This window comes from Stenotrophomonas sp. 22385 (genome assembly GCF_052045085.1).
In the GTDB taxonomy this organism is placed as follows: Bacteria; Pseudomonadota; Gammaproteobacteria; order Xanthomonadales; family Xanthomonadaceae; genus Stenotrophomonas.
Map to the genome: position 1 here is coordinate 1 of NZ_JBQEOG010000005.1, position 19105 is coordinate 19105.

Annotated in this window: 18 protein-coding genes; 10 read left to right on the forward strand and 8 right to left on the reverse strand. The window is 67.2% G+C overall.

Features of this window, described 5'->3' with window-relative positions:
- Window positions 1–429: 429 nt before the first annotated feature.
- Entirely contained in the window at window positions 430–1257 is an 828-nt protein-coding gene (locus tag ACTJI4_RS10055; protein WP_392921207.1) for an inositol monophosphatase family protein, read from the reverse strand.
- Window positions 1258–1378: 121 nt separating this feature from the next.
- On the opposite strand from ACTJI4_RS10055, the gene ACTJI4_RS10060 reads away from it, so the two are divergent.
- From ACTJI4_RS10060 to ACTJI4_RS10070, 3 genes are read left to right on the forward strand one after another with little or no spacing between them, the layout of a single operon-like run.
- Window positions 1379–2149 carry an RNA methyltransferase gene (locus ACTJI4_RS10060; protein WP_392921210.1) on the forward strand — a complete coding sequence of 257 codons (771 nt, stop codon included), beginning with the start codon at window positions 1379–1381 and terminating at the stop codon, window positions 2147–2149.
- 56 nt (window positions 2150–2205) lie between these two features.
- A complete protein-coding gene (locus tag ACTJI4_RS10065) occupies window positions 2206–3165 on the forward strand; it encodes a phosphate/phosphite/phosphonate ABC transporter substrate-binding protein (protein ID WP_392921213.1) in 960 nt (319 codons plus the stop codon).
- Complete coding sequence (locus ACTJI4_RS10070) at window positions 3162–5288, forward strand: putative bifunctional diguanylate cyclase/phosphodiesterase (RefSeq protein ID WP_440869268.1); 2127 nt, start codon at window positions 3162–3164, stop codon at window positions 5286–5288. Before ACTJI4_RS10065 ends, ACTJI4_RS10070 begins: the two co-directional genes overlap by 4 nt.
- Before the next feature lie 99 nt (window positions 5289–5387).
- Here ACTJI4_RS10070 and epmB read toward each other — a convergent pair whose 3' ends face one another.
- Complete coding sequence (epmB, locus tag ACTJI4_RS10075; RefSeq protein WP_440869269.1) at window positions 5388–6392, reverse strand: EF-P beta-lysylation protein EpmB; 1005 nt, start codon at window positions 6390–6392, stop codon at window positions 5388–5390.
- 93 nt (window positions 6393–6485) lie between these two features.
- Here epmB and efp point away from each other — a divergent pair, with 93 nt between their 5' ends.
- The 5 genes from efp to ACTJI4_RS10100 all read left to right on the forward strand — a co-directional run bounded on the left by efp (window position 6486) and on the right by ACTJI4_RS10100 (window position 10768).
- Entirely contained in the window at window positions 6486–7055 is a 570-nt protein-coding gene (gene efp / locus ACTJI4_RS10080; protein ID WP_392921221.1) for an elongation factor P, read from the forward strand.
- Between the two features lie 141 nt (window positions 7056–7196).
- On the forward strand, window positions 7197–8540 hold the full coding sequence (locus ACTJI4_RS10085) for a TRZ/ATZ family hydrolase (protein ID WP_440869270.1): 1344 nt from the start codon (window positions 7197–7199) through the stop codon (window positions 8538–8540).
- An 18-nt stretch (window positions 8541–8558) separates the two neighbouring features.
- A complete protein-coding gene (gene ubiG, locus ACTJI4_RS10090) occupies window positions 8559–9290 on the forward strand; it encodes a bifunctional 2-polyprenyl-6-hydroxyphenol methylase/3-demethylubiquinol 3-O-methyltransferase UbiG (protein ID WP_440869271.1) in 732 nt (243 codons plus the stop codon).
- A complete protein-coding gene (locus tag ACTJI4_RS10095; RefSeq protein WP_440869272.1) occupies window positions 9283–9963 on the forward strand; it encodes a phosphoglycolate phosphatase in 681 nt (226 codons plus the stop codon). The genes ubiG and ACTJI4_RS10095 overlap by 8 nt, the downstream gene beginning before the upstream one ends.
- A 97-nt stretch (window positions 9964–10060) precedes the next feature.
- Window positions 10061–10768, forward strand: coding sequence for a squalene/phytoene synthase family protein (locus ACTJI4_RS10100; RefSeq protein ID WP_440869273.1), 708 nt, complete (start codon window positions 10061–10063; stop codon window positions 10766–10768).
- Between the two features lie 239 nt (window positions 10769–11007).
- On the opposite strand, the gene ACTJI4_RS10105 is transcribed toward ACTJI4_RS10100, so the two are convergent.
- The 3 genes from ACTJI4_RS10105 to yidD are packed head-to-tail and all read right to left on the reverse strand — an operon-like array spanning window position 11008 to window position 13455.
- Complete coding sequence (locus tag ACTJI4_RS10105; protein ID WP_440869274.1) at window positions 11008–11853, reverse strand: M23 family metallopeptidase; 846 nt, start codon at window positions 11851–11853, stop codon at window positions 11008–11010.
- Window positions 11853–13199 (reverse strand): dihydroorotase, encoded by a 1347-nt coding sequence (locus ACTJI4_RS10110; protein ID WP_440869275.1) that lies wholly within the window; start codon window positions 13197–13199, stop codon window positions 11853–11855. The genes ACTJI4_RS10105 and ACTJI4_RS10110 overlap by 1 nt, the downstream gene beginning before the upstream one ends.
- Window position 13200: 1 nt before the next feature.
- On the reverse strand, window positions 13201–13455 hold the full coding sequence (yidD, locus tag ACTJI4_RS10115; RefSeq protein WP_184126588.1) for a membrane protein insertion efficiency factor YidD: 255 nt from the start codon (window positions 13453–13455) through the stop codon (window positions 13201–13203).
- A 271-nt stretch (window positions 13456–13726) separates the two neighbouring features.
- On the opposite strand from yidD, the gene dksA reads away from it, so the two are divergent.
- Complete coding sequence (dksA, locus tag ACTJI4_RS10120) at window positions 13727–14911, forward strand: RNA polymerase-binding protein DksA (RefSeq protein WP_440869276.1); 1185 nt, start codon at window positions 13727–13729, stop codon at window positions 14909–14911.
- A 63-nt stretch (window positions 14912–14974) separates the two neighbouring features.
- On the opposite strand, the gene ACTJI4_RS10125 is transcribed toward dksA, so the two are convergent.
- From ACTJI4_RS10125 to cysS, 3 genes are all read right to left on the reverse strand, one after another.
- Window positions 14975–16228 carry an MFS transporter gene (locus ACTJI4_RS10125; protein ID WP_440869277.1) on the reverse strand — a complete coding sequence of 418 codons (1254 nt, stop codon included), beginning with the start codon at window positions 16226–16228 and terminating at the stop codon, window positions 14975–14977.
- Window positions 16225–16668 carry a SufE family protein gene (locus tag ACTJI4_RS10130; RefSeq protein WP_392922009.1) on the reverse strand — a complete coding sequence of 148 codons (444 nt, stop codon included), beginning with the start codon at window positions 16666–16668 and terminating at the stop codon, window positions 16225–16227. The genes ACTJI4_RS10125 and ACTJI4_RS10130 overlap by 4 nt, the downstream gene beginning before the upstream one ends.
- Before the next feature lie 73 nt (window positions 16669–16741).
- On the reverse strand, window positions 16742–18112 hold the full coding sequence (cysS, locus tag ACTJI4_RS10135; RefSeq protein WP_440869278.1) for a cysteine--tRNA ligase: 1371 nt from the start codon (window positions 18110–18112) through the stop codon (window positions 16742–16744).
- A gap of 207 nt (window positions 18113–18319) precedes the next feature.
- Here cysS and ACTJI4_RS10140 point away from each other — a divergent pair, with 207 nt between their 5' ends.
- Window positions 18320–18880, forward strand: coding sequence for a hypothetical protein (locus tag ACTJI4_RS10140; protein WP_440869279.1), 561 nt, complete (start codon window positions 18320–18322; stop codon window positions 18878–18880).
- The last annotated feature ends 225 nt before the right edge of the window (window positions 18881–19105 follow it).

The following is a 19105-nucleotide window of genomic DNA, read 5'->3' on the forward strand; positions in this document are numbered from 1 at the left end:
CATCCATGGGGCTTATCGCAGCATCCATGCTGCTCAAAGCCCCGCTACCCCCTCCACCCCGCTCCCCAGACGGAATACGACGGCGGACAGGAAATCAACGGCAGATGGCGTTGGGTCGAGCGACTTGTTGCGCAGTAGAGCCACGCCATGCGTGGCTGAGCGGTAACCCGAATGTGCCGGGCCAATGCTTTTGATCTTGTGTCCGGTCGCCGCAGAGAACTGAGGGGGCGAGGGCGGGGATGCCCTGGCCGGACTTTGAGCGGCATGGATGCCGCGATAAGCCCCATGGATGGGTTCACGCGTGTCCGGCCAGGGCATCCCCGCCCTCGCCCGCGCAGGAACAACCAAACAGCCAACGGCTCTACGCGCAGACCCAAACGAAAAACGGCGCCCGAAGGCGCCGTCGCTTGAATCTCACATCCGAACCGATCAGAACTTCGCGTCGAACTCAGCGGCGTAGCCCGTGTTGACCAGCACCTTCTGCAGGATGTCGGTGTTCTTCACGTTGCCAGCGACGATCTGCTGCGTTTCCGGGCCACGGCTGTCCATGCGGCCCGGGGTGGCGCCCTTGAAGTCGCAGACGCGGCCGCCGGCCTCGCGGACCAGCAGTACGCCGGCGGCGATGTCCCAGGCTTTCACGCCCGCTTCGAAGTAGGCGTCGGCGCGACCGCAGGCCACGTAGGCCAGGTCCAGCGCGGCCGAACCGGTGCGACGCACGTCTTCGGCCTGGACTAGCAGCGCGTCCACTGCCTTCAGCTGGGCGCTGGTGCGGTTGCGTTCGCGCGGGGCAAAGCCGGTGTGGATCATCGCGCCGGCCAGGTCCTTGCGGTCGGCCACGCGGATGCGGCGGTCGTTCAGCACCGCGCCGGCGCCACGGCTGGCGGTGAACAGTTCATTGCGGAGCGGGTCGAAGATCACCGCGTCGATCGGCTCGCCGTTTTCGACCAGGGCGATGGAAACGCAATAGTGCGGGAAGCCGCGGAGATAGTTGCTGGTGCCGTCGAGCGGGTCGATCACCCACATGTAGCGGTTGACGGCCTGCACGCCGCCTTCCTCGCCCATGATCCCGTACTCGGGATAGGCGCGCTTGAGTTCCTTGACGATCACCTTTTCCGCATCCGCATCGACTTCACTGGCATAGTCCATGCGCCCCTTCTGCACGACGTTCAACGCCTCGAGCTTGTTGATGTTGCGCAACAGGACGTTGCCGGCGAGGCGGGCGGCCTTGACCATGACGGTGACGGCGGGTTTCTGCATGGCGAAAAGCTCCCGGAAAGGCAGAGTAGGGGGTACTGGCGGGGGAAAAGAGCGGTCCCGGCGCAGAGGCCGGCCGCACAGTTTACCATTTGTGACTGTCCTGCTCGCGTTTGGCCCGTTCATGTCCACTGAATCCGCATCTTCCCGCATCCGTTTCGTCCTCGTGGGCACCCAGCACCCCGGCAACATGGGCGCCGCCGCCCGTGCCATGAAGACCATGGGCCTGGGCCGGCTCGTGCTGGTGGCCCCCGAAAAGCCGCTGGACGAAGAGGCCTTCCGCCGCTCCGCCGGCGCCGAGGACGTGCTCGGCGATGCCCCCGTGGTCGCCACGCTGGCCGACGCCGTGGCCGATTGCCGGCTGGTACTGGGCTGCACCGCCCGCGCCCGGCGGGTGCAGCTTGAAGAACTGCTGCCTGGCACGGCCGCCCAGCGCGCCCTGGCCAAGGCGGCCGAGGCTGATGGCGAAGTGGCGTTCGTGTTTGGCCGGGAGCGCACCGGCCTGACCAATGAAGAACTGCAGCTGTGCCACCTGGCCGTGCATATTCCCTCGAACCCGGAATTCAGTTCGCTGAACCTGGCCGCGGCCGTGCAGGTGCTGGCGTATGAACTGCGCATGGCCAGCCTGGGCGGAGTGGAGGCGGCCGCGCCTGCCGATCCTGAACACCGTGAACAACCGGCCAGCCATGCCCAGGTGGAAGGCCTGTTCGGCCAGCTGGGCCAGACCCTGGACGAGATCGATTTCCACAAGGGGCGCGCCCCGGACTCGGCCATGCGCAAGCTGCGCCGGCTGTTCCTGCGTACCGAACTGAGCGAACAGGAAGTGCGCCTGTTGCGCGGCATTCTGGCCGACGCCCAACGGATGGCCCGATTGGCGAACGCCAAACCGGAATGACCTGACGCACGTCTCATTTTTTCGGGTAGGCTGTTTCGATTCCTTGGGGGGAGCGAATGGGATTGCCGGCACTGCGAGGGCTGTTGCAGGGAGGGTTGCTGTGGCTGGCCATCGTCATGATGGTCGGTACCGCAGCGGCCGGTCCCGGCGCCGCCGGCACGGACCCTGCCGAACCGGGGACCGTACTCGTGCTTGGCCGGATCAGCGACAACCCCAAGTCACACTATGCGCAACTGCAACCCCTGCTCGACTACGTCGTCCCGCGCATGCGTGACGTCGGTATCACCGAAGGCCGCATCCTGATGGCGCCCGATGCGCAGCAGATGGCCAGCTACCTGCGCCGTGGCCGGGTCGACTGGGTGACCGAAACCTCCGGCGCCGCCGTCAACCTGGGCCTGCGCAGCGGCGCCCAGCCCCTGCTGCTGACCGAACGCAGCGGCGTGCGCGACTACCAGACCGTGTTCTTCGTACGCCGCGAGAGCCCGGTCACGTCCCTGGCCGATCTCAAGGGCCGCACCCTGGCCCTGCAGAACGTGGCGTCCACCAGCGCCTACCTGGTACCCGTGATGACCCTGTTGCAGAACGGGCTGACCCCGGAGATCCTGCTGTCGGCGCGCGATGCGGCCGCGCCTGATACGGTGGGATATGTGTTCGCGCGGTCGGAGGCAAACATCGCCACGTTCGTGCACAAGGGCATGGTGGACGCTGGTGCGGTCAGCAGCGTGGACTGGGCCGATCCGCACCGGATCCCGGCTGCGTTCCGCCGGGATTTCCGCGCCATCCACCGAACCGAGCCGTATCCGCGCGCAGTGGAAATGGTGCGGGCAGGGCTGGACCCGAAAGTGCGGGACAGGTTGCAGCAGGTGTTGCTGGATGCCGCCTCGGATCCGGAGGCGCAGGATGCGCTCGAGAAGTTTTTTGGTACGTCCGGGTTCCATCGGGTCGATGCGCAGATGCAGCACCGTTTGGATGAATTGAAACAGGGTCTTACACGCGTGCGGATGGAAGTGGAATGAGGCCGTTGGGTTCCGGAATGCAGTCCCGTTTTGTGTTGGCGATGGGCGGGGCAATGGTGGTGGTGGTGGCGATCGTAGCCGTGGTGCTTGGGCGCCAGGCAGCGATGCAGGACGAGGTCAAGCACCTCAGCGGCAGCGTCATCCACGAACTGTTCGACCGCAGCGTGCGCAGCCGCGGCGAGGCGCTGGCACGCGAGCTGTCCGATGCGTTGGCCAACCCGCTGTACTACAACGACCTGGCCCAGGTGGGTGCGCTGGTGCGCAATACCTCGCGGCAGCAGGTGGTGCGCTACGTGCTGGTATTTGACGAGGACGGCAGGCTGATCCACGACGGCTCGGCCGAAGTGATCGATTTCGGTCGCCCCATGGAAGATCCGCTGGCCCCCGGCGCGGTGGGCGCGCGCAAGCTGGTGGTGCAGCAGTCGCCCAAGGTGCTCGACAACGCCATGCCCATCATGATCGGCAACCAGCGCATCGGCGGCGTCCGGGTCGGCATGGCGCTGGATGACGTGCAGGCCATGGAGCAGCGGGCCAACCTGACCCTGGGCGAGCGCCTGCAGCAGGTCGGCAAGCGGCACCTGGGCTGGCTGCTGTTGATGCTGGGCCTGCTGCTGGTGATCGGCGTGGTGGTCATCGTGTATGTGCAGCGAACGCTGGTCGGCCCGATCCGGGGGCTGGCCGCCGCGGCGCGCCAGATCGAGGCCGGCGACTACCGCCCGCAGCTGAGCAACAGCAGTCGCCAGGATGAAGTGGGCGAGCTGGTGCGCGCATTCGGTCGGATGAGCGAGGCGATTGCGCGCCACGACCGCGAAGTACGCCACATGGCCTATACCGATGCACTGACCGGCCTGACCAACCGGCTGGCATTCCGCGAGGCGCTGGACCATCGGCTGATGGCCGCGCGCGCCTCCAACCACCGATTGGCCCTGTTGTTCGCCGACATGGACGACTTCAAGCGCGTCAACGACACGCTCGGCCATGAGGCCGGCGATGAGGCGCTGCTGCAGTTCGCCCAGCGTATCAGCGCGGCCGTGGCCCAGGCCGGTGGCGACGAAGCGCTGTTGGCACGCTTCGGCGGCGATGAGTTCGTGATCCTGATCGGTGACGGCGACGTTGCCGCGAGCGCGCGCCAGCTCGCTGAAATCCTGGTCCGCGAGCTGAGCAAGCCGTTGGTGGTGCAGGGCCGGGAGCTGTTCCTGGGCACGTCGATCGGCGTGACCCTGTTCCCGGACGATGCCGCCGATGCGACCACGCTGCTGAAGAATGGCGACATCGCCATGTACCAGGCCAAGGTCGCGGGCAAGAACTGCTACCGCTATTACAGCCGTGCCATGGACCATGCGGTGGAACGCCGCGTGCACATGGAACAGGAACTGCGCGGCGCCTGGGAGCGCGGCGAGCTGCGCCTGGTTTACCAGCCCATCTTCCGCACCCGCGACCGCCGCATGGTCGGGGTGGAGGTGCTGCTGCGCTGGCAGCACCCCACGCTGGGCACCATTCCGCCGTCGGTGTTCATCGAAGTGGCCGAACAGAGCGGCCTGATCGAAGTGATCGGTCCGAAGGTGCTGCGCGCGGCGTGCATGGAGGCGGTGCAGTGGCCGCACTCGTCCGATGGCGAAGGCATGTTCGTGTCGGTCAACGTATCCCCGCGCCAGCTGCGCGGAGGTGAGCTGCCCACGCTGGTGGCCGACTGCCTGCGCGACACCGGCCTGCCGGCCTCGCGCCTGCACCTGGAGCTGACAGAAACGGCGGTGATCGGCGATGAGATGCTGGCTGCGGCGCTGCTGGACAAGCTCCACCGCACGGGCGTGAAGGTGTGGCTGGATGATTTCGGCACCGGTTTCTCCGGCCTGAGCCACCTGCGCCAGGTGCCGGTGGACGGGGTGAAGATCGACAAGAGCTTCGTGGCCGACATGCAGCGCGACCCGGACGACCTGGCCCTGACCACGGCGATCATCGCCATGGCCCACGCGCTGGGCATCACTGTGGTGGCCGAAGGCATCGAACAGGAAGTGCAGTTCGACCTGCTGAGCCAGCGCGGCTGCGATCTGGCGCAGGGCTATTGGCTGAGCGTGCCGATCACGGCCACCGACGTCGTCGAGATGATCGAATCGGGACGGTGAAGGCGTGACGACCAACGGTCGTCACCTACCCGCAGCGTCGCGCTTCGCTTTTTTTCGGCGGGTTGCGTTCGCCGCGTGGATTGCGTGTCAATCGGAACCCTAGACCGGCCGTTTGCTGGAATCGCCCGAAATTTCCCGCACCAGCTTCGGTACCAGGTACCCCGACAACCGCGCCGTCAGCTGCGCGTGCAGCGATCTGGCCGTGGCATCGTCCACCTCGAAATGCGCCACGCCCTGCACCCTGTCCACCTGGTACAGGTAATACGGCAGCACGCCCGCGGCAAAACTGCGCTCGCTCAGGTCCTGCAGCGCCTGCAGCGAATCGTTTACCCCGCGCAGCAGCACCGCCTGGTTCAGCAGGGTAGCGCCGGCACCGCGCAGGCGCGCCATGGCCGCGTCCACCGATGCATCGAATTCGTTGGCGTGATTGGCATGGATCACGAATGCCACCGGCCAGGGCAGGGCGGCGATCCACTGCACCAGTTCCTCGTCCACGCGTTCGGGCAGCACCACCGGCAGCCGGCTGTGGATGCGCAGGCGGCGCAGGTGCGGAATCTGCTTCAGCGCCTGGGTCAGCTCCACCAGCTTGTGGGTGGCCAGCGACAACGGGTCACCGCCGGACAGGATCACCTCGTCGATGCCCGGGTCCCGGGCAATGGCATCCACCGCCTCGCGCCAGCCCTCGCGGGCCGCGTTCTCGGTGCCGTAATCGAAATGCCGGCGGAAGCAGTAGCGGCAGTTGATCGCGCAGCTGCCGGTGGTCACCAGCAGGGCGCGGCCCTGGTACTTCTGGATCACCCCGGTAGCCTTGCGCGCCAGCCCGTCGCCGACCGCATCCAGGGTGAAACCCGGGGCATGCTGCAGCTCGTCGGTGACCGGCAGCACCTGGCGCAACAGTGGGTCGTGGCGGTCGCCGTGGCGCATGCGCGCAATGAAGCCCTGTGGCACCCGCAGCGCGAACTGTCCGGCAGCCTCGACCGATAGCGGCAACGCATCCGGGTCCAGCCCCAGCTGCTCCAGCAGGGCCCGGGGGTCGCGCACCGCCTCGCGCCACAGCTGCTGCCAGCGGACAGGGGAGGGCAGGGGCGTGGCGGAGAGCTGCATGGAAAGGGGGCCTGCGGTTATCATAGGGAAAGCCTTCCCATTCTATCCGGCTCGCCGCGCCTGCGCGGCGTTTGCCCATTCAGGAGTTTCAGCATGGCCACTGTTGGCATGAACGACGTCAAGACCGGTATGAAGATCCTGGTCAACAATGAACCGGCGGTCATTACCGAGACCGAGTACGTCAAGCCGGGCAAGGGCCAGGCGTTCACCCGCATCAAGTACCGTTTCATCAAGTCCGGCCGCGTGGTCGAAATGACCATGAAGGCCACCGACGACGTGGAGAAGGCCGACGTCGTCGATACCAACATGAATTACATGTACACCGACGGCGAGTACTGGCACTTCATGGACCCGGAATCCTTCGAACAGGTCCAGGCCACGAAGTCGGGCATGGGCGGCGCCGAGAAGTGGCTGAAGGGCGAAGAATCCTGCATCGTGACCCTGTGGAACGGCGAACCGATCTTCGTGCAGCCGCCGAATTTCGTCGAACTGAAGATCACCGAGACCGATCCGGGCGTACGTGGCGACACCTCCGGCGGCGGTGGCAAGCCGGCCACCCTCGAAACCGGCGCCGTGGTCCGCGTGCCGCTGTTCGTCAACCAGGATGAAATCATCAAGGTCGACACCCGCTCGGGCGAGTATTCGGCCCGCGCCGGCAAGTAATGCGGCCAGAGGTCGCATTACGGTAGCGCCGACTGCTGGTCGGCCCTCGCACCGCCTGGACCGGCCTGTGGACGGCGCTACCCACCCGCACATCGCGGTGATCCCGCATCGTCGGATCACCGGCACTCAAAGCGAGACCGCATGACCGACACCAACCGCATTCCCGAACCCTGTGATCTGCTCATCGAAGCGGGTTACGTGGTCCCGATCGAACCGCATGCGGTGGTGCTGGAAGACCATGCCGTGGCCGTGCGCGGCAGCGAAATCGTGGCGATCCTGCCGCGCGCCGAAGCGCGCGCGCGCTTCAGCGCCTGCCAGGTGGTGTCGCGGCCGGATGCGGCGCTGATGCCCGGCCTGGTCAACGCCCACACGCACAACCCGATGACGCTGCTGCGCGGCGTGGCCGACGACCTGCCGCTCATGGTGTGGCTGCAGCAGCACATCTGGCCGGTGGAAGCGGCGGTGATCGGCCCGGAATTCGTCGCCGACGGCACCACCCTGGCCATCGCCGAAATGCTGCGCGGTGGCACCACCTGCGCCAACGAAAACTACTTCTTCGCCGACGTCCAGGCGGCGGTCTACAAGCAGCACGGCTTCCGTGCGCTGGTCGGCGCGGTGATCATCGATTTCCCCACCGCCTGGGCCAAGACCGACGACGAGTACTTCGCCAAGGCCGGCGAGCTGCACGACCAGTGGCGGAACGACCCGCTGATCGGCACCTCGTTCGCCCCGCACGCGCCGTACACCGTCAACGACGCCAATTTCGAACGCGTGCGCATGCTGTCCGACCAGCTGGACATGCAGGTGCACCTGCACACGCATGAAACCGCGCAGGAAATCAGCGATTCGATCAAGCTGCACGGCCAGCGCCCGCTGGCGCGGCTGGACCGCCTGGGCCTGGTCAACGACCGCCTGATCGCGGTGCACATGACCCAGCTGACCGAAGCGGAAATCCACCTCTGCGCCGAACGCGGCGTGAGCGTGGTGCATTGCCCCGAATCCAACCTCAAGCTGGCCTCCGGGTTCTGCCCGGCCTGCGCCCTGCAGCGCGCGGGGGTCAACCTGGCGATCGGCACCGATGGCTGCGCCAGCAACAACGACCTGGACATGTTCAGCGAAAACCGCACCGCGGCGATCCTGGCCAAGGCAGTGGCCAACGACGCCACCGCGCTGGACGCGGCCACCACGCTGCGTGCGGCCACCCTGGGCGGTGCACGCGCGCTGGGCTTCGGCGACCGCATCGGCTCGATCGAAGTGGGCAAGCAGGCCGATCTGGTCTGCGTGGACCTGTCGGCGCTGGAAACCCAGCCGCTGCACCACGTGCTCTCGCAGCTGGTGTATGCCGCCGGTCGCCACCAGGTCAGCGATGTCTGGATTGCCGGGCAGCCCAAGCTGGTCCAGCGCGAGCTGGTCGGCATGGATACCGCGGCCATCGTCGCCAACGCCCGCCAGTGGCGCGAGCGCATTCGTCACATCCGCGCCTGAGGCGCGAAAAGGACAACCATGAACGCCCCCCACGCTTCCACCAATTACGACCAGGCCGAACTGGACAAGTTCGCCGCGCTCGCCAACCGCTGGTGGGACGCTGACGGCCCGCAGAAGCCGCTGCATGCGCTGAACCCGGTGCGCCTGAAGTACGTTGCAGACCGGGTCACGCTGCGCGGTGCGCGCGTGCTCGACATCGGGTGCGGCGGTGGCCTGCTCAGCGAAGCCCTGGCCCAGTCCGGCGCGGACGTGACCGCCATCGACCTGGCCCCGGAGCTGGTCAAGGTCGCCCGCCTGCATGGTCTGGAGTCGGGCGTCACCGTCGACTACCGCCTGCAGGCTGCCGAAGACCTGGCTGCCGAACAGCCGGGCAGCTTCGATGTGGTGACCTGCATGGAAATGCTGGAACACGTGCCGGACCCGGGCGCGATCATCGCCGCCTGCCACCGCCTGCTCAAGCCCGGCGGCCAGCTGTTCCTGTCCACGGTCAACCGCACCCCGGCCGCATTTGCCGTGGCCATTGTCGGTGCCGAATACATCGCGCGCCTGTTGCCCAAGGGCACGCACCACTATCAGGATTTCATCAAGCCGTCCGAGTTGGGCAAGTGGCTGCGCGAGGCCGATTTCACCCTGCGCGATGTCAGTGGCATGGCCTACGAACCGTGGCGCAACCGCGCGCGGCTGAGCACGCGCACCGACATCAACTACCTGGCCCACGCGGTGAAGCCTGACACTGGCGACCGTGGCTGAGTCCGGTTTCCCGCAAGCGGTTCTGTTCGACCTGGATGGCACGCTGCTCGACAGCGCGCCTGACATGTTGGCCACCGCCAACGCCATGCTGGCCGCACGCGACCGCGCTCCGATCCCGCTGGACGCGCTGCGCCCGGTGGTGTCGAAAGGATCGCGGGCAATGGTGGCCGTGGCGTTCCCCGAACTGGGGCAGGAGGCACGCGATGCGCTGGTGCCGGAGTTCCTGGATCGCTACGAAGCGCTGATCGGCCAGCACGCGGTGCTGTTCAATGGCGTGGCCGGCATGCTCGACGCGTTGGAGGCTTCAGGCTGTGCCTGGGGCATCGTCACCAACAAGCCCGAATACCTGGCGCGGCTGATCCTGCCGCAGCTGGGCTGGGAAACCCGCTGCGCGGTCCTGATCGGCGGCGACACCCTGGCCCAGCGCAAGCCGCACCCGTTGCCGCTGCTGGCCGCGGCCGAGCGCATGGGCATCGACCCGGGCGCCTGCATCTACGTCGGCGACGACGAGCGCGACATCGTCGCCGCCAATGCCGCGGGCATGGCCTCGGTTGCTGCCCTGTGGGGTTACCGCCTGGACGCCGACGACCCGCTGGCCTGGGGCGCCGAGGCAATGGTCGAACAACCCGAAGCACTCCAGCACGCTGACGCCTGGCCCGCAGCCCGCCGGTAACGCCGGCCGTATCACTCTGACGCCGGTCAAACCGCGCGCCAGACAACACAGGCAGGTATCGGCCGTCGGTCGATACGCGCTCCACAAGGAATCCGCAATGTCCACCTCCACCGCCCTCGACAGCTTCCTCGACAAATGGCGGACCCGCTGGCCGGAATGGCAGGTGGCCGAACCGTTCATCGCCCAGTCCCAGCGCACCCTGGTGCTGGCGTGGTTCGCGCTGCTGCAGGAATTCGACGACATCCTCAACATCGCCGGCGACCCGATGCCGGCCGACGCCAAGCTGGCGTGGTGGGGCGAGGAGCTGCGCAGCTGGGCCGCGCAGCGTTCGCGCCATCCGTTGGGCCGCGTGCTGGAGCCGGTGCGGGCGCCGTGGGGCGAGTTGGCCGCGGCGTTGCCGGACCTGATTGAAGCGCGCGCAGTGGCCGTGGATCCGGCGCATGCGCAACGCGCCCTGCAGGCCTACGGTGCCGCCGTGGCGGCGGTGGAAGCAGTGATGTTCGCCACCCCGGTGCGTGGCGATGTGGCCACTCCCGTGGTGCTGCAGACCTTGGCCCAGCGCCTGCATGAAGTGGGCGTGGCCGCAGTGCCGCGTTCGTTGCTGGCGGAGGAGAGTGGCGATGCCACGCAGCGCTGGGCGCAGCAACTGCTGCGGCAGTGGCCGGCCCGCGTGGCCGGCCCGCGACCGCGCCGCCTGTATGCCTCGCTGGCGTGCGCGCGCCAGCAGGCCCGGTCGCAGGGCCGCGAGATCAAGGCCACCCCGTTGCGCACCCTGTTGCGCACCTGGTGGGCGGCCCGGGGGTGATGCTGGGGTGTAGCGCGGGGCATTTGACGCGTCGCGTCGTTTGTCGCGTCATCCGGGCGTGACGCGCCGACGGTAGAGTCGGTTCCCAAACGACTGCCGACCCTGATGATCGGCGCTGGAACGCATGACCTCGGCCGGAAAGACGCCTTCGTTTGAGGTCATGCGTTACCGGGTGTTGCGCCGGTATCGGCGGTCGTTCGGGAACCGACCCTACCCACCCCGGTGGTAAGGGCCGCCGGTTACTTCCCGCGTTCGAGCACCAGCAGCGGGTCGATGCGTGTGTCGAACCAGTTCATGCCCCAATGCAGGTGCGGACCGGTCGCACGGCCGGTCGCGCCGACTGCGGCAATTACCTGGCCCTGCTCGACGCGGTCGCCGACCTTCACGTCGATCCGCGACAGGTGCAGGAAGTTCGAACTGATCCCGAACCCGTGATCCAGCAGCAACGTACCGCCGGTCAGGTACAGGTCCGGCCCGGCAAACGTCACCACGCCGGCCGCCGGTGCCTTCACCGGAGTGCCGGTCGGCACCGCGATATCCATTCCCGAATGCCCCGAACCCGGCTGCCCGTTGTACACCCGCGCATTGCCGAAGCGGCCGCTGATGCGGCCCTGCACCGGCCAGACGAACGCCTGGGCGAAATCAGCACGGTTATCATCGCGCGCGCGCGCCGCGGTCACCTGCGCCTGCTCGCGTTTGATCCGCTCGGCAATCGCCGGCGGCGGGTTCACGGTCTTGGGCGGCACGCCGTTGACGCGCTCCACCGGCCAGTCACGCGGGGTCACCGCGATGCTCACCGTTTCGCTGCCGCCATCGGGGCGCTGCACCTGGACCTGCAACGGCCCCTTCTCATCGCGGCCGATCCCGAACACCACGCTGCCGTAGCCGCTCACCCGCAACGTACGGCCGGCGTACTGCACCACGCTGCCGGCCGGCACCTTGCCGATCACCATCGCACCCTGCGACGCGCTGGCCGGGAACACCACGCGGGCGTCGGCCTGGGCCTGGGCGGGCGAGGGCAGCAGGGCGATCGCGCCCATCGGGGCCAGGGCCAGCAGGCCCAAGCCCAACATGGTTGCCCGCATCAGCGGTCGTAGCTCATGCGCTGGCCATTCGGCGCGCCCACCAGCTGCGTGCCATCCCAGGCCAGCTGGCCGTTGACCCAGGTCGAGGCCACGCGCGAACGGAAGGTCATGCCCTCAAACGGCGACCACGCGCACTTGGAGAGCACGTCTTCGCGCTTCACGGTGAACGGTACGTCTTCCACCAGCACCAGGTCGGCCCAGTAGCCTTCGCGCAGGTAACCGCGCTGGCTTACATCGAACAGCTGCGCCGGTGCGTGCGCGAACTTCTGCACCACCTGGGTGATCTCCAGCTTGCCTTCGTGCACCAGCTCAAGCGCCGCCACCAGCGCATACTGCACCAGCGGCAGGCCCGAGGGTGCCTGCGCATACGGCTTCTGCTTCTCTTCCCAGGTGTGCGGGGCGTGGTCGGTCGCCAGCACGTCGATCACGTTGTCGGCCACGGCCTTCGTCAGCGCCTCGCGGTCGCTCACTTCCTTGATTGCCGGGTTGCACTTGATCAGGTTGCCCAGCCGCGCGTAATCGGTGCGGTCAAAGCGCAGGAAGTGGATGCAGGTTTCGGCGGTGATCTGCTTGCGGGTGCCATCGGCGCGGATCAGCGGGCCCTTCTCGAACAGTGCCAGCTCGTCGGCAGTGGAGATGTGCAGCACGTGCAGGCGGGTGCCGTGCTTCTTCGCCAGTTCCACCGCCAGCTTCGACGACTTCAGGCAGGCCTCGCGCGAGCGGATGTCCGGGTGCTGTTCAGCGCTGAGCGCATCGCCGTACTTCTCGGCGTATTCCTTCGCCTTGGCATCGATCATCGGCGTGTCTTCGCAGTGCGTGATGATCGGCGTGGGCGCGAACTCGAAGATCGCATCCAGCGTTTCGGGGTTATCCACCAGCATGTTGCCGGTGGAGGCGCCCATGAACACCTTGATGCCGGGCGAGGCTTTCGGATCCACCTCCTTGATGTCTTCCAGGTTGTCGTTGCTGGCGCCCATGTAGAAGCCGTAGTTGGCGCGCGCGCGACCAGCGGCACTGTCGTATTTGGCCTGCAGCGCCGCCGCGTTCAGCGTCGGCGGATTGGTGTTGGGCATGTCCATGAAGCTGGTCAGGCCGCCGGCCACCGCAGCAGCCGATTCGGTGGCGATGTCGCCCTTGTGGGTCAGGCCGGGTTCGCGGAAGTGCACCTGGTCGTCGATCATCCCGGGCAGCAGCCAGCGACCGGCGGCATCGACCACCGTGTCGCCGGCCTGCGCCTGCAGGCCGGTGCCGATCTGCGCGATGCGGCCGTTCTCGATGCGCAGGTCGCCGTCGAAGATGCGGCCTTCGTTGACCATGCGGGCGTTGACGATGAGCGTGGAGGGCATTTCAGTGTTTTCCTGTGCAGCGGCAATCGGCGTGCCCGGTGCGCGGCGGCACCTCGTCCACGCCACCGGGATGGAAGGGATGGCAGCGCCCCAGCCGGCGCGCGGCCAGCCAGCTGCCACGCGCGGGGCCATGCGTGGCGATGGCCTGCATGGCGTATTCAGAACAGCTCGGCATGAACCGGCAGCGCGGTCCGAGCAGCGGGCTGATGAAGCGCTTGTAGAAGCGCAGCAGGGCAATGAGCAGGTGGGAGATCACCCCGCAATCTTAGAGCAGTTGGCATGAAGGCCGCATTTGTCGCAGGATGGGGTGTTGGACCCGTCCGCGCTGGTGCGCGGCGGGGCCGCCCCGGCGCCATCGCCGGGTCAGGTTCCGAACTGCGCAGGTCGTTCCGCCCAAGCGGGGGAGCGGCCACACGCCGCTGTGTTCTCCGGCTGAACGGAGTAGGCGGAGTGGTTGCTGCTGCTGGTCGGGTAGGCTATAAAGGCCCGCTTTCCCGGGCCCCGGGGAAACCAAGGAAGAGCGTTTCGTGGCTGCTAAAAAAACTGCAAAGAAGGCCGTAAAGGCCGCCAAGAAAACCGCCAAGCCTGTTGCTAAGAAGTTGGCGGCCAAGACCGTTGCCAAGAAACCGGCCGCAAAGCCGGCGGGCAAGCCTGCATCCAGACAACCGGCGGCCAGGACGGCACCCGTGAAGAAGGCGGCAGCCAAGAAGGCGCCTGCCAAAAAGGCGGCAGTCGCCAAGCCTCCGGTAAAAAAGGCCGCCGCCAAGCCGGCACCCAAGCCGGCGGTAAAGAAGGCCGTGGCCAAAAAGCCCGTCGCAAAGGCGCCGGCAAAAAAGGCCGCGCCCGCCAGCAAGCCCGTGGCCAAGAAATCCGTAACACCGGTGGCCAAGACTGCGCCGGTGAAAAAAGCGGTTGCCAAGCCTGCACCGGCCACGCCGGTAAAGGCCGCCAAGCCGGCGGCCAAGCCGGTTGCAGCACCCGTAGTGAAGTCCGCACCGAAGCCGGCTCCGCCGGCGCCGGCCAAGTCTGTCCCGGCCAAGGCCGCGGCCAAGCCTGCTCCCGCTCCGGCCTCCGCGCCGAAGCCGGTGGCGGCAGCCCCCGCGCCGAAAGCCCCGCAAAACAAGAATCCCGTGCCCGTTTCGAAATCGCCTGCAAAAACTCCCGTGAAATCCGAATCCGCCCCCAAGCCCGTGTCGCGTCCGATCGGCAAGGTCGCCGTTGCCGTGGCAGCGCGCTCGTCCGCCCCGGCCCCGAAGACCAAGGTGAAGGTGGTCGAGTACAAGACCGACGAAGCCACGGGTCGTCCGATCCTTCCCGACGGCTACAAGCCGAGCGCGGAAGAGGAGTACATGAGCCCGCTGCAGCTGGAGTATTTCCGCCAGCGCCTGCAGCATTGGCGCAATGAACTGGTCGAAGAATCCAAGCAGACCATCGCCAACCTGCAGGAAGAAGTGCGTGACATCGGCGACGAAGCCGAGCGCGCCACCCGCGAGACCGAAAACTCGCTGGAACTGCGTACCCGCGACCGTTACCGCAAGCTGATCGGCAAGATCAACAGCACGCTCAAGCGTCTGGAAGACGGCGACTACGGCTTCTGCGTGGACACCGGCGAAGAAATCGGCCTGGACCGCCTCGAAGCGCGCCTGACCGCCGAACGCACCATCGACGCCCAGGAGCGTTGGGAGCACCTGCAGAAGCAGCAGGGCGACTGATTTCCGGTCGTTGTTGATGCAATCAGAAGACCCGGCTTCGGCCGGGTTTTTTGTTGCCTTCAGTTATTGCAGATCCCGCAGATTCAACCGGCGCAGGGTAGGGTTCTTCCAGGCGGTAATACCGGCAACGCTCAACACCGCGAACCCGCCCAGCACTACCGCCGGCACCAGGCCCAGCAGCTTGGCCATCGTGCCCGCATAGAATGCGCCCAGTTCGTTCGACGAGCTGATGAAAATGCCGTTGATCGATGACACCCGCCCGCGCATTTCTTCCGGCGTGGCCAGCTGCAGGATGGTCGAACGGATCACCACCGACACCCCGTCGAAGGCCCCGTAGAACAGCAGGATCACCGCCGACAGCCAGAAGCTGTGCGAGAGCCCGAAGCCGATCACGCACAGCCCGAACCCGGCCACCGCGAACAACAGCACCCGGCCCGCATGGCGCTGCAGCGGCCGGCGGGCCAGCCACAGCCCCACGCACACCGAGCCCAATGCGGGTGCCGCGCGCAGGATGCCCAGGCCTTCCGGCCCGTGGTGCAGGATCTCGTGCAGGAATGCCGGCAGCATTGCCACCACTCCGCCCAACAGCACCGAGAACATGTCCAGCGCCATCGCGCCGACCATGATCCGGTTGCCCAGCACGAAGCGGCCGCCCTCGGCGATGCTCCTGAAGATCGGTGCCGCCGGCCCGGTGTGCACCGGCTCGGACACCCGCAATGCTGCCAGGCAGCCCAGTGCGCCCAGCGCCGCCGCCACCGCCACCCCGTAGGACAGGCTCTTGCCGCCCCAGGCCACCAGCCCGCCGCCCAGCGCCGGGCCCACCACCATGCCCGCCTGGAACACCACCGAGCCCAGCCCCGCGCCGCGCGCGAACTGGTGGCGTTCCAGCACCCGCGCGAACAGCGCGTTGTAGATCGGCGACAGGAACGCGCGGACCATGCCCGTCATCGCCACGGCGGCATAGATCGGCCACACCCCGTGGAACGGAAGCCAGCCTTCGGAAACCGCCGTCAGCACCACCGCCGTGAGCACCAGCCCGCTGCACGCCAGCATGCCCAGCCGGCGGCGCGGCAGGTGGTCCACCAGGTAACCCGCGAACGGCGCCACGCAGAAGAACGGCAGCACCTCGGCCAGCCCGACCAGGCCCAGCGAGAACGGGTTGCGGGTGACTTCGTAGATGTGCCAGCCCACCGTGACCGCCACGATCTGGTAGGACAGCATCGCCAGGATGCGGTACGCCAGCAGCAGCGAAAAACCCGGCCGCGTGAGCAGGCCCAGCGCGCTGTCGGCGGCCTCGGAAGGGGCCGGCGAACTCACGGCGCCGACTGCGCCTGTGCGGTCTCGCGGATGAAGGCCAGCATCGCCGCCACCCCGTTGCTGCGGGTCGGCGACAGGTGCCGGGACAGCCCGATGTCCTGGATGTAGGTCGGCTCGGTGGCCAGGATCTCCGCCGCCGAACGCCCGGAGTAGACGCGCAGCGCCAGGTAAATCAGGCCCGAGACGATGGCCGAATCACTGATCGCATGGAAGCGCAGCGTAGCGGCGTTGCCTTCCGGCACGATCCACACCATCGACTGGCAGCCCAGCAGGCGGTGCTCCTCGGTTTTCCACTCGTCCGGAAACACCGGCAGCTTGCGACCCAGGTCGATCAGGTACTGGTAACGCTCGGACCAGTCGCCGAAGAACGCGAATTCCTCGGCAATGGCGGCCTGCGCGTCGGCAGCGGTGGGTTCAATCGGGAACGGGGAATCGATCACAGCCATCTCTACAGTTGTCACGGAACGTCGGGCCAACCCGACGGTAACGCCCGACCCTTGGTCGGGCGGCCTTTCAACGCTTGCGCGACCAGCGCACGCCCTGCGCGGTGTCTTCCAGCACGATGCCCTCTGCGGCCAGCTGGTCGCGGATCGCATCGGAACGGGCGAAGTCGCGGGCCTGCTTGGCCGCCCCGCGCTCGTCGATCAGCGCCTGGATGCGCGCGTCACCATCGGCGTCGCCGCCGCTGGTGCCAAACCACGCAGCCGGGTCCTGCTGCAGCAGTCCCAGCGCACGACCCGCGCCCAGCAACGCCGATTTCCAGCGGGCCTTGTCGGCCGGTTCGGCGCGGCGCGCTTCCGCCCCCAGCCGAGCCAGCTCGGCCAGTGCCTGCGGGGTGTTCAGGTCGTCGTCCAGCGCGGCTTCGATCTCGGCCGGGATGGCCGGCGTCGCAGCCACGTCGGCCAGGTCGCGCAGGGTGCCGTACAACCGGTCCAGGGTACGCACCGACTGCTCGATCAGCGCATCGGACCAGTCCAGCGGCTGTCGGTAATGAGCCGACAGCAGCGCCAGCCGCAGCGCCTCCGGCGCGTGCTGGCGGACCAGATCGTGGACCCGCTCGATGTTGCCGATCGACTTGCTCATCTTGGCGCCGCCAAAGTTGAGCATGCCGTTGTGCAGCCAGAACCGCGCGAAGGTCTGCCCGCCGTGGGCGCACTCGCTCTGCGCGATTTCGTTCTCGTGGTGCGGGAACTGCAGGTCCACGCCTCCGGCATGGATGTCGATGGTCGGGCCCAGGTGGGCGGCCGCCATCGCCGAGCACTCGATATGCCAACCCGGCCGGCCCCGGCCCCAGGGCGATTCCCAGCCCGGCAGGTCGTCGCTGGAGGGCTTCCACAGCACGAAGTCGCCCGGATCGCGCTTGTACGGGGCCACATCCACCCGTGCCCCGGCCAGCATCTCCTCCGGGTCGCGGCGCGAGAGCTTGCCGTAGTCGGGGTAGGAGGACACCGAAAACAGCACATGACCCTCGGCCGCGTAGGCGTGGCCAGCCGCGATCAGCTGCTCGATCATGGTGACGATGTGCGGGATATGCGCGGTGGCTTCCGGCTCGATATCCGGTGGCAGCACGCCCAGCGCGGCCATGTCTTCACGGTAGGCGGCGGCGAAGCGGTCGGTGATGGCCGAAATCGGCACCCCCTGCTCGCGCGCGGCCGTGTTGATCTTGTCGTCCACGTCGGTGATGTTGCGGGCGTAGCGCAGCCCGCCGAAGCGGCGCCGCAGCAGGTCGGCCAGCACCCCGAACACCACCGGGCCCCGGGCGTTGCCGATATGGACATAGTTGTAGACCGTGGGGCCGCACACATACAGGGTCGGACAGGTCGGATCGAGCGGGGTGAACGGTTCGAGCTGGCGTGTCAGGTTGTTGTGCAGGCGCAGGGTCATGGGGGCGTAGGGCCGGGCCGGGTAGGGGCAAGCCCTCGATTTTAGATCACATCGAGCCCCAGCGCCGGCTCCGGAACGGACCCCGTTACCCCGGATTTCGCAATCGACACGGTCCGGTATGGGCAGATGCGTCGCGGAAGGGTAATGTTCAGCCCCTTGTGCCACGCACTCCCTACACTATCCGTCTTGTCCACTTTCCTGTTGCCAATGAAATCCGCTTCGTTGCTGACGCTGACCTGCCTGCTGGGGAGCGCCGCCTTCATGGCGCGTGCCCAGGATGCCGAGGTCCGTAACCGGGTGGTGATCGTTGAGAACGTGAAGTTCGACTACGCGCAGGTGCTCAACGTGGAGCCGGTGTTCCAGATCCTGCGGGCTACCCGCACCGAAGAACACTGCGAACCGGTATCCACCCGGACCCTGGCCCCGGTCAACGTCACCGGTGAAGAGCCACAGGAAGAGAAGGGCCGCTTCGGCCGTTTCATGGATTCGGTGCGCTCCATCTTCAAGCGTGAAGACGGCAGCACCGAGGACATGGCGCCGGTGGTGGAAGTCCCGGCGGCCAGCAACGGCCCGCTGCTGACCCGCGATTGCCGCATCATCCCGGTCGGGCGCGAGTTCCGCCGGCCCATCGCCTACGACGTGGACTACGTGTACAAGGGCACCAAGTACCGCTCCCGCCTGCCCGAAGACCCCGGCAACCGGCTCAAGATCCGCGTCTCCATCACCCCGTGGATGGGCGCCGAGCAGGGCAGCACCGCAAATCCCTGAGATTCGTGTAGCCACTGACAGTGGCTACCTACCCGCCTGAATCGAGATTCAGGCTTGCGCCTTTCCCCCGTCACATGCAAAGATGGGCGGCCATGAAACTCACCGACTTCCAGCACGACACCAGCGCCGCCCGTATGGCTACGGGCATGACGTCGCGTGCCCGCCGACCGGAACCCCACATTTTCGCTGGGTAACCGGAGCTTCGTGCTGTCTGTTCGGAAAACC